Source organism: Nonomuraea solani (assembly GCF_900108335.1).
Classification (GTDB): Bacteria; Actinomycetota; Actinomycetes; order Streptosporangiales; family Streptosporangiaceae; genus Nonomuraea; species Nonomuraea solani.
On sequence record NZ_FNVT01000057.1, the window covers coordinates 1 to 10069 of the forward strand.

At 69.8% G+C, this 10069-nt stretch carries 8 protein-coding genes; 3 read left to right on the top strand and 5 right to left on the bottom strand.

Translation table 11 applies throughout. The features are described from left to right. The 3 genes from C4V41_RS60185 to C4V41_RS60195 all read right to left on the bottom strand — a co-directional run. On the bottom strand, positions 1–1628 hold a 1628-nt coding region (locus tag C4V41_RS60185; protein WP_103964976.1), incomplete at its 3' end, for an ATP-dependent Clp protease ATP-binding subunit. A 543-nt stretch (positions 1629–2171) separates the two neighbouring features. Continuing rightward, positions 2172–2573 carry an STAS domain-containing protein gene (locus C4V41_RS60190; RefSeq protein WP_103964977.1) on the bottom strand — a complete coding sequence of 134 codons (402 nt, stop codon included), beginning with the start codon at positions 2571–2573 and terminating at the stop codon, positions 2172–2174. A 266-nt stretch (positions 2574–2839) separates the two neighbouring features. Further along, positions 2840–3217 (bottom strand): hypothetical protein, encoded by a 378-nt coding sequence (locus tag C4V41_RS60195; RefSeq protein ID WP_103964978.1) that lies wholly within the window; start codon positions 3215–3217, stop codon positions 2840–2842. Positions 3218–3404: 187 nt separating this feature from the next. Here C4V41_RS60195 and C4V41_RS60200 point away from each other — a divergent pair, with 187 nt between their 5' ends. Further along, a complete protein-coding gene (locus tag C4V41_RS60200) occupies positions 3405–5510 on the top strand; it encodes a tetratricopeptide repeat protein (RefSeq protein ID WP_146104295.1) in 2106 nt (701 codons plus the stop codon). Here the strand turns inward: C4V41_RS60200 and C4V41_RS60205 are convergent. Beyond that, a complete protein-coding gene (locus C4V41_RS60205) occupies positions 5507–7081 on the bottom strand; it encodes a CDP-glycerol glycerophosphotransferase family protein (protein ID WP_103964980.1) in 1575 nt (524 codons plus the stop codon). The two genes, C4V41_RS60200 and C4V41_RS60205, sit on opposite strands and share 4 nt — an antisense overlap. A gap of 379 nt (positions 7082–7460) precedes the next feature. Here C4V41_RS60205 and C4V41_RS60210 point away from each other — a divergent pair, with 379 nt between their 5' ends. Together C4V41_RS60210 and C4V41_RS60215 are read left to right on the top strand one after the other, a co-directional pair. Then, positions 7461–8744: a DUF5994 family protein gene (locus tag C4V41_RS60210; RefSeq protein WP_103964981.1), complete on the top strand. Its 1284-nt coding sequence runs from the start codon at positions 7461–7463 to the stop codon at positions 8742–8744. 282 nt (positions 8745–9026) lie between these two features. Next, the gene (locus tag C4V41_RS60215; RefSeq protein WP_103964982.1) at positions 9027–9509 is read left to right on the top strand and encodes a hypothetical protein; all 483 of its coding nucleotides are present in this window, start codon (positions 9027–9029) and stop codon (positions 9507–9509) included. A 182-nt stretch (positions 9510–9691) separates the two neighbouring features. Here the strand turns inward: C4V41_RS60215 and C4V41_RS60220 are convergent. Then, the coding region (locus C4V41_RS60220) for an AI-2E family transporter (RefSeq protein ID WP_146104198.1) at positions 9692–10069 on the bottom strand (378 nt) is incomplete at its 5' end.

The window sequence follows — 10069 nt, forward strand, 5'->3', positions numbered from 1 at the left end:
GGAGGCGAGCCGAACAGCCGCGAGACCGTGTGCTTCTCCATGAACTCCGACATGTCCAGGCTGATCAGCGCGTCCTCATCGCCGAACAAGAACTCCGCCAGCGCCTTGGACAGCTCCGTCTTCCCCACCCCGGACGGGCCGGCGAAGATGAACGAGCCACCCGGCCGGCGCGGGTCCTTCAACCCGGCCCGGGTCCGCCGGATCGACCGCGACAGCCCCTTGATCGCATCGTCCTGGCCGATGATCCGCTTGTGCAGCTCATCTTCCACCCGCAACAGCCGCTGCGACTCCTCCTCGGTCAGCTTGAACACCGGGATGCCCGTCGCGGTCGCCAGCACTTCGGCGATCAGCTCTTCGGTGACGACGTCTTCGGTGCGCGAGCCGGCCGAAGGGGTCATCCTGTGGATGCGCAGCCGTGCTCCGGCCTCATCGATCAGATCGATCGCCTTGTCCGGCAGATAACGATCACTGATGTAACGGTCGGCCAGCTGCGCCGCCGCCACCAGCGCGTCATCGGTGATCGACACCCGATGATGCGCCTCATACCGGTCGCGCAACCCCTTGAGGATCTCGATCGTGTGGCTGAGCGACGGCTCGGCCACCTGGATCGGCTGGAACCGCCGCTCCAGCGCCGCGTCCTTCTCCAGGTATTTCCGGTATTCGTCCAGCGTCGTCGCGCCGATCGTCTGCAGCTCGCCACGGGCCAGCATCGGCTTCAGGATGCTGGCGGCGTCGATCGAGCCCTGGGCTGCGCCCGCCCCCACGAGCGTGTGCAGCTCGTCGATGAACAAGATGATGTCGCCGCGGTCGTGGACCTCCTTGAGCACCTTCTTCATGCGCTCTTCGAAATCGCCGCGGTAACGGGAACCGGCCACCAGAGCACCGAGATCAAGCGTGTAGAGCTGCTTGTCCGTCAGCGTCTCGGGCACCTCGCCGCGCACGATCTCCTGCGCCAGGCCCTCCACGACGGCGGTCTTGCCGACGCCGGGCTCGCCGATCAGCACCGGGTTGTTCCTGGTCCTCCGCGAGAGGACCTGCATGACCCGCTCGATCTCCTTCTCACGGCCGATCACCGGATCCAGCCTGCCCTCACGGGCCGCCTGGGTCAGGTTACGGCCGAACTGATCGAGCGTCCTGGAGGCCGGCCGGGCCGGCTCCTGGAAAGCCAGGGGCGGGGCCGGCTCGCCGGTCTCGCGCCCGGGGAGCGACTGGAGCACCCAGTTCTGGATCCGCCCGGGGTCGGCCTCAAGCCTGACCAGCACCTGAGTGGCCACACCGTCACCCTCACGGATGAGCCCGAGCAGGATGTGCTCGGTGCCGACGTAGTCGTGACCCAGTTGCACGGCCTCCCGGGCCGACAGCTCCAGGACCTTCTTGGCGCGCAGGGTGAACGGAATCTGCCCCGGCTCGGTCGGCCGGCCCTGGCCGATGATCTCCTCGACCTGCCGGCGCACCCCTTCCAGGCTGACGCCCAGGCTTTTCAGCGCCTGGGCGGCCAAACCCTTACCTTCATGGATCAAACCGAGAAGAAGGTGCTCGGTGCCGATGAAATTGTGGTTGAGCGTCCTGGCCTCCTCCTGCGCCAGAATGACGGAACGCCGTGCTTGGTCGGTGAACTTCGCGAACATCTCAAATCTCCTGGCGGAGCGGGGTATGCCGGATGAGCGTGACCAGACCGTCCGGATCGGCGATGATCCACGTCAGGGCACCGTCAGGAGTTCCCGGGGTGTGGCCGTCGCCGGCCACTGTCAGCGGGGCGCCTTGCCGGCGGGGCGCACGGGCTCGGTTCCGAACCGTGCTCGATCAGCGGGGTTTCCGTGCCGGTCATCGGCCATGTTGTCCCCAGGTAGAGCCACGCGTTCCACGGAACGGGCGGTGTGATCACCGCTCGACATCGTCCGGCGTACTGAGTCGGCGACTCCTGGCCTTCGCATGAGACTGCGTGGACGAATTCGTCGGGCTCCGGCGGGTGTCCCGCTTGATTCCACCTTAGTACTCATTACGGTGATTGCCCCTGATTCAGCCACCGGCCGAATGAGCCGGGGCGACCCTGGCACGGCGGCCCCTCAAAGGCGCCGACTGCTCCTCGCGCGCCGGCTGCCTGCGCCATTCCGTTCAGTCGCCCACAGGTCGAGGTGATCTGGTCGCACTGCTGGAGGCCGCCCTCGCTCTCAGGTGCGGTCGATGCTTGTCACCGTGTCCACGTCCGGTGCGGGCCGACCTGGGCCGGCCAGAATGGCGGCCAGTGCATTCGCGGTGGTGGTGTGCAGGCGGAAGCGCTCGTCGAGCTTGGTGACCTCGATCAGGCGCGCCGGCGCCCCGGAAAGCGCGGTCAGGTGGATGGCGCCGCCGAACTGGTGGGCCACGGTGTAGGCGTCCAGCAGCACGCGCAGCCCGCTGCTGTCGACGAAGGCGACATCGGCCATGTCGAAGATCAGATGGTCGGCCGGCCTGCGGCGGACCTCATGGACGAAGTGATGCAGGGCCGGCGCGGTGGCGAGATCGAGCTCTCCGGCCAATGCGATCACGGTGGCCCCGGGATGGTGCTCATGGTGCATGCGAAGTGGTGGCATCGAACCCCCTTGGTCGGGAAGGAGATGGCGAAAGGCGTCCGTCGACGGGCGGCCCCCGCAACCGGCTGATCCGGAAGTCTTCCTTACCGAAATACCCTTCCGCAGGCGATCCTGCGCCCGAAGGCGGTCAATTTTGAAAATGTGGAGACGGCCCGCTCTTGGAACCGGCGGGACGGACTGCCCGGATCTCGGCGATTTCGACAGGCCCGTGAACGGTTCGAGAAGAGGTGACCAGCAGGTGCCGGGACGATCAGGGCCATGCCGGGCTAGGATTTGCCGAAGTTGATCGATCCGTGGACATCGCCCGCCTGGAGCACGGGGCCGGTGACGCGGGCGTCGCCGCTGATCGTGTTCGACACGTCGTGCCTGCTCTGGACGAAGCGCACGGTTTCGGTGGTCCAGTGACGCAGTTCTTCCTCGAAGGTGGGATCCGCTGCGGCGCGGACCGCGATGATCTCCGCGGTTTCCGCCGCGGGCCGTGTTTCGGCACGTTCTATGGCGGAGACGACGGCGTCGTCGTCGCCGAAGCGCCGGCGGATGAGCGCGGTCAGAGAGGCCCAGGCATTTTTGCCGGCCTCGCCCGCGGCGCCACCGACTATCGCGGAGATGACGGCTGCCAGCGTGGGAATGACGCTCGGGTCCATCGCGCCTCTCTAGCCAGGAAGGTTTCCTCCAGCGTATGACCGGTCTGCGGGCTGAGGGCCCGGCTCGGCTCGATTTACTGATTGGATATGACGGAGCGGCATGGCGTTGACTTCGTTAATACGGACATATTTGCACGAAGGTGTATAAACGCGGGTTTGGGCGCGACGGCCTGGTGAGGCGGACACGGTGAATGATCCCGGCAAGGAAGAGAAAACGGACGGCACCGGGACGCGTAACGAGTTGTCCGGGCAGGTGACCGGCGGTGTGGTGCAGGCCGGGAACATCGGGACGGTCAATTTCGGCGGCTCGCCCCCGTCGCCCGTCCGGGTTCCCCGGCAATTGCCCGCCATGCCGCGCGACTTCGTCAACAGGACCAGAGAGCTGGCGCTCCTGGACGACGTTCTTCAGAAAGGGCCCGCGGTCGCGGTGATCAGCGGCCTGAAGGGGGTCGGCAAGAGCGCGATCAGTCACCAGTGGGCGCACCAGGCGCGGGAACGCTTCGGTGATGGGCAGCTTTATGTGGACTTCAAGGCGCTGCGGCATCGCGGCGGTGCTGAGGTGAGCGGAGTTCTGGCGGGCTTCCTGCGCGCGCTCGGCGTGCACGAGTCGTGGATCCCGGCGGAACTGTCGGAGCGGGCGGGCATGTTCCGCAGCCTGACGGCCGACCTGCGGCTGCTGGTGCTGGTGGACGACGCTGAGAACGCCGCCGAGGTCACGCCGCTGTGCCCGGCCTCCGACGGCAGCGCGGTGGTCGTGACCAGCCATCGCCGGCTTGGCGAACTGCTCGTCGCCGGGGCCAGGCCGGTCATGCTGGCGCCGCTGGAGGAGGAGCAGGGAGTGTCACTGCTCGCCGGCATGCTGGGCGAGGAGCGGGTGTCCGTGGAACGGGATCGGGCCGGCGAGCTCGTACGGCTCTGCGGCGGCCTGCCGATCGCGCTGCGGGTGGCGGGGGCACGGCTGGTCCAGCGTCCCACCTGGACGATCGCCCGGCTGGTCGGCGATCTCATGGACGCCGACCAGCGGCTCGACCACCTGGCCACGGAGGGCGGGGCCATCGTCGAAGCGGTGTTCCAGGCGGCGTACGAGGGATTGCCGGAGGGAGCGGCCCGGCTCTACCGGCTGCTGGGCGGCGTTCCGGGCGCGGGCTTCCCGCTCGGGGTGGCCCGGGCCGTCCTGGCGGACCGGCCGGACCAGGCGCTCGACCTGCTTCTCGACGCCAACCTCCTCGACGAGGTCGAGGCGGGCCGTTACCGCTTCCACGACCTCGTCCGGCTGCACGCGGCTCGTTGCGGGCAGCGGCAGGAGCCCGCGCGGGAGCGGGAGGCCGCGTTGCGGCGAGTGGCGGAGTGGTATCTGGGACAGGTGGCCGCCGCCGACGCCGAGATGGGGCCGCGCCTGCGCCTGGCCGACCACCGGGCACGCCTGGCGGCCGTGGGGCGGCCGTTCCGCACGCGCGGCGAAGCCGTCGGCTGGCTGGAGGCGGAGCGCGCGAACGTGCTCGCCATCGTACGGGCGGCGGCGGCCCGCGCATGGGACGACATCGTCTGGCAGATCGCCGAGGCGTTGTGGCCGATCCACCACGACCGCGGCCACTACGCGGACTGGCTGGAGACCAACCGGCTGGGCGTACAGGCGGCGCTCCGCCTCGGTGAGCCGGCGGTGGAGGCCAGGATGCGCAACCAACTCGCCCGCGCCCATGTGGAGCTCGGGGAGTACGACCAGGCGGGCGAGGAGCTCGGCCGCGCGTGGCGGGCGGCGCTCGAAGCGGGCGACCGCAAAATCGAGGCGGTGGTCCTGGAGTCGCTGGGGCGCGCGGCTCTCGCACAAGGGGACCCCGACGTGGCGGCCGAGCGTTTCACCACGGCGCTGGCCATCCACGAGGAGGCCGGCAACGCGCGTGGCGTCGGCCTGCAGACCTACCACCTCGGCTTGGCGTACAACCAGGCGGGCCGGTACGGCGAGGCGATCGCCGCCTTCGAGCGCGCACTGCACCTCACGGCCGACCAGGCCGGGCAAGGCCGGATCCACCTGGGGACGAGCCAGGCCCATCGCGCGCTCGGCGACCATGCGCGGGCGGTGCGATCGGCGGAGACAGCCGCGGCCCTCCTGGGCGAGAGCGGCGGCCCCGTACGTGAGACGCAGGCATGGGAGCTGCTGGCCGAACTGTCCGCTGACACAGGCGACCGTGAGGGCGCCAGGGCGCATCTGGCGCGGGCCCTCGCGGTCTGCGTGGCCTCGGGAAACGTGCCGAAGGCCGACCTGCTGCGGGCCCGCCTGGCCTCCATGGGTTAGGCCTCAAAAAGGACGGGGGGGGGGGTGACGCTGATGCGGAACTCCTGCCCACCCACCTGGATGGTGATGTCCTCCGGCTCGCGGCCGTTCGTCAGCCGGCCGTGCACGGCCGATGGCAAGCACCAGGGGTCAGGTGGACGGCCTCGTACGGAGGCCAGGAGACGACGCCCGTCCCGCAGGGTCAGATGGACCGATCGCGCATCGGTGATCTCCGCGGCGAGATGACATCCGGGGTAACGGCGCAGCGTTTCAGCGGCCCAGCCCGGCATCGCGTCGTCGCGGATGATGATCGCCGCACTCTCCAGCAGCCGCCGATCCAGTACGTGGGCGGCCACGATGAGATGAACGTCGCGCACCCGGTCGTCCGGTTCGTGCCCGGGGACCGCGGGAAAGCGGCGCAGGGTTACGGAGGTGTCCTGAACGTCGGCCTCCACCAGGAACGCGAGCACCTCGTCGCGTTCCGCGCACGGCTCGGCCAGCGGCATGGAGAGGGGCGCGGAGTCGTGCTCGGACAGGTCCATCAACCGGTACGCCAGGCCGCGCAGCAGACCCTTCGCCCGGCCGGGCATGCCCAGGGTCCGGCTCGTCACCTCCTGGTAGGTCCGGTGACCGGCCATGACGGTCTCGATCTGCCGCTCAAGGCCGCGCCGCCGTTCGAGCCGGGGCAGCACCCGGCACAGGGCGGCCGTGGGGGAGCCGGGATCCAGCTCCTCGGCCTCGTGCCCGGAGGACGCGAGCAGGACGGGGCGGCCCAGGGCCGTACCGTAGAACGTGACCGATCCGTGGTCGCCCACGATCACGTCCGCGGCGAGAAGGGCCGCCTGCCACCCACGCCGGGGAGGCAGCAGCATCAGCCCCGCCTCGCGGGCGTCGGCCAGCCACAGCCGCACCTGCAGGCCGCCGTGGCCGTACCAGATGTTGGGGTGTGTCACCAGGAGCACCTGGTATTCGTCGGCAGGCAGCTCGGTGACCAGGCGGGCCACCAGGTCGCCGTTCGCACCGAGCAGCGAGTGCTCGCCCCATGTCGAGCTCAGCAGCACCAGCTTGCGATCGCCGGCGACGCCGAGGGCGCGCCGGTACCGGTCGCGTCGCTCCGCGTTGGCCACGAGCTGGTCGAAGATCGGATCGCCGGTCACCACGGCACGGGGGACCGCCTCGGGGCACTCGCGCGCCAGCCGGGCCAGTTGCTCCTGGTGCGACAGCGCGATGGCCGCCGGAACCACGCGCCCCTCTCGTACGAGCTGCCGCCGGGCCAGGCCCGAGACCTCGGCCCGCCCGTCGGCCGATCTGATGAGCCGGTTGTGCCCGGCGCCGTGCGGCACCAGCAGCAGCGGTGCCTTCAACCGGTGCAGATCTCCGTTGGCGCTGGCGGAGATGGCCAGGTCGAACGGTGTGTCGACGGCCTGCGTCCACGAGACGGTACGGGCCTGGACCTCGCGCAGGTAGTCGGTCACCCCGTCGTCGAACGCCGATCCGTCGCCGACGGTGAACAGGACCTGGACGCGGCGATCGGCTTGGAACAGCGGCAGCAGCTCCAGCAGCCGACCGGCGGTGGTCACGGTGCGCGCCACCGCGAGAACGGTGCGGGCGGGTGAGATCGTGTGCCAGCGGTGAGCCTGCGGCCCTATCGGCACCCGAAGCCAACCTTCGCCGCTCACCGCCACTCCGACCGGAACACCTCTGGGAACCGCAAGGCCGCGACTCCGCCCAGAACCTCACCTTATCGCCAGGAGAATCCCCCCATCGGATCGCGGCATCGAGCCGAGCCCCCTGACGAGTGGAGAACATCGTGGCCGTCTGACCTGACATCGGCCTGAGTCCGGGCCCGGACCGGGTTCAGCCCCAGTCGGCGTATGGTGGATTAGCTGGGACATTTCGCATGCTGGCAACCGCGTCGGCGTCGCCCCGGACACAGCCGGCCTTCCATGCCGGAGACAGGCGGCACGCCCGATGCCGAACCGCCACTCATCACTCGCACCCATCGCTCTCCGGCCGGCCCGGGTGTTCCTCGAACCCACGCTGACCCGTGACGGGACCCTCGACGGGGCCTGGTGGCCGCACTCCTGCGACCTCCGCCGGGAGTTGCCCGCCCTCGTCCGCTTCCTGCAGGACCGGCTCGGGCCCATCCTGCGGGTCGGGCTCGACACGGCCGCCTGGGACGAGGTCCCGGCCCATCTGCTCATCGACGGCTGTTTCGTCCGTGTCAGCGGCTTGCCGGCGACCCCGAACACCATCAGGGTGATGCGCGGTGGTCACGATGGCTTCCGGCTCCTGGTGGTCCCACCGCGGTCCGCGGGATCCATGGCGGCCGCCGTGATGAGAACCGCCGCGAGCACGGGCAACACGCTGTCCGCGAACGAGATCCTCGCCCCGTTCCGCCCGCTCCCTCGTTCACCCGTGACCGGGATGCGCCCCTACCAGGATTCCGACAGCGCGGCGGTGCTCGCGCTCATCGACGCCGACCGTCTGCCGGGCCGGCCGCCGTGCACCTCGCAGATGCTCGGCCAGGCCCTGGCCGGAACGGCCCGGCACGATCCCTGGGACGACCTCGACCCACCCAGAACCGACATTCTGGCGGATGCGGACGGCCGGGTCGCAGGAGTCGTCTCGTACGCGGCACACCGGGATCGCAGCGCCGGGCACATCCTGTGGCTGCACGGACACGAGGTCCTCGACGTCGTCGAGGACCTCGTTCGCCACGCCCTTCACCGGCTGGGCGGCGGTGAACCCGTGCACGCCTTCACCGCCGCGCCGGGCCAAGGACCGGCCGGACCGGCCGCCCTGCCGACGGGGCACCGGCCCGTGACACGAAAGGTCCTCGAACACGCGGGGTTCGTCGCGCGGAGCTCCTGGCGCTACCTGCGCCGTACGACGCCTTGCGATCCCCGTGCTCCGGCGGGCCCGGCGGTCGAGGTCATCGCCAGCAGCACCCCGCCGGGCTGGTGGCTGAAGGCCCGAGACGACGACGCCTCGGCCGAACTGGTCGCCCAGGAGCCGATCGGCGGCCTCGGCGTCCTGTGGTGGTTCGGCGCGGTGGCCGGCCACGCCGACGAGGAACTCGAACGGGCGCTGCTGTTCCAGGCGGACGCCCTCCTGCGCGAACACGGAGCATCGGAGACGATCCTGTACGCCACCGGCGATCCAGAACCATCCTGGGCACTGTTCGACGCAGCCGGGTTCGCGCAGATCGACCACCTGGTCTCCTTCACCCGGCCGAACGCCCCCGTGGACTGACCACGCCCGGTGGCCGGGGCCGCTCCGGTCTCCCCGTGAGCAGGACGATGGAGAGAGACGGCCCGAGGGGATCTTCACCCCGTACACCGACGACGTCATCGGTGGTCTCCCATGGCCCGGAACACAGGTGCGGACGGGTCGCCCGGCTGTGCACGAATCCACGGATGCGACGTGCTCCGGGCGGCTGACCTGGGCTCTCATGATGCGCTCACGCTGCCTGTCCCATTGTGAGGCCATGTTCCGCGAAGGCCGCGGAGCGTTCGTACCCACGAAGAAGGACACATGCACTCTCACAAGCTGATCGCCGCGCTCGCCCTGGCTGGAGGTCTGGTGGCGCCGATGGCGCTGGCCGCGGGCCCGGCGGCCGCCATGGCCGGTTCGTGCCGCGTGGAACTGTACGACATCGACGCCGGCAACGTGGCCGACCGGGATGGCCGGGACGAGGTCCGGTTCCTGGTCGATGGGAACCTGTTCCCCAGGATCAACGCCAACTACTTCGGCATGAACGCCGGTGGCGACGGGGATCCCGGCGAGTTCGAGGACCCCACCTCGATCATCCTGAACTCTCAGGACGTGGACTTCGAGCTGCGCGAGACCGACGGCCCGGTCTGGGGAGAGGGCGACCTGCTCGGCACGGTGACCGCCCTCGGCAGCACGTGCGCCGGGCTCGCCACGGGCGCCACCAGGACCATCACGAGGACTCTCACCGGGACCGAGCAGACGGCGTACTCGTACGTGGTCAGCCTGGAGATGACCGGCCTGTAAAACCGTCGCGCAGCGGGCCCCGCAGCACGTCCGGCGGGGCCCGCGTGGCGTCTGGCGCCTTCCGGAGCGGGCTTCGGTGACGGCCCCGCGGACCTGCCGGAGTGGGACAGGCAACAGTTCTTGAGCGGGGCTCGCCGGTTCTGCGAGCTGAACGAGCAGGTTTGCGCCCGCCTCCGAACCCGTCAGTTCTCCTTCTCAGGAGGTACGGTCTGTGCCGGTGGTTTCGGGGCCGGTGCTGCCGGGAGGGGGATCGGGTCGTTCTTGAAGAGTTCGGGTATGGCTCGGTAGAGGATGGCGGTGATCGGCACGGCCACGACGGCGCCCGCGATGCCGGCCAGGATGCCGCCGACGGCCAGGACGAGGATGATCGCCAGTGGGTGGAAGTGCAGTACCCGGCCGACGATCAGTGGTTGGAGTACGTGGTTTTCCAGTTGTTGCTCGACGATCAGGATGCCGATGAAGATGAGCGCGTAGATCGGTCCCTTCGCGCCGAGCGTGACCAGGGTCGCGACCGCGCCGGCGAACAGGATGCCGACGATCGGGATGAAGCCGGCCAGGAA

Bases quoted from the DNA above. Each gene is read 5' to 3' on its own strand.
- C4V41_RS60190 (WP_103964977.1), bottom strand. From the start codon at position 2,573: ATGCCACCACTTCGCATGCACCATGAGCACCATCCCGGGGCCACCGTG.
- C4V41_RS60195 (WP_103964978.1), bottom strand. From the start codon at position 3,217: ATGGACCCGAGCGTCATTCCCACGCTGGCAGCCGTCATCTCCGCGATA.
- C4V41_RS60210 (WP_103964981.1), top strand. From the start codon at position 7,461: ATGCCGAACCGCCACTCATCACTCGCACCCATCGCTCTCCGGCCGGCC.
- C4V41_RS60215 (WP_103964982.1), top strand. From the start codon at position 9,027: ATGCACTCTCACAAGCTGATCGCCGCGCTCGCCCTGGCTGGAGGTCTG.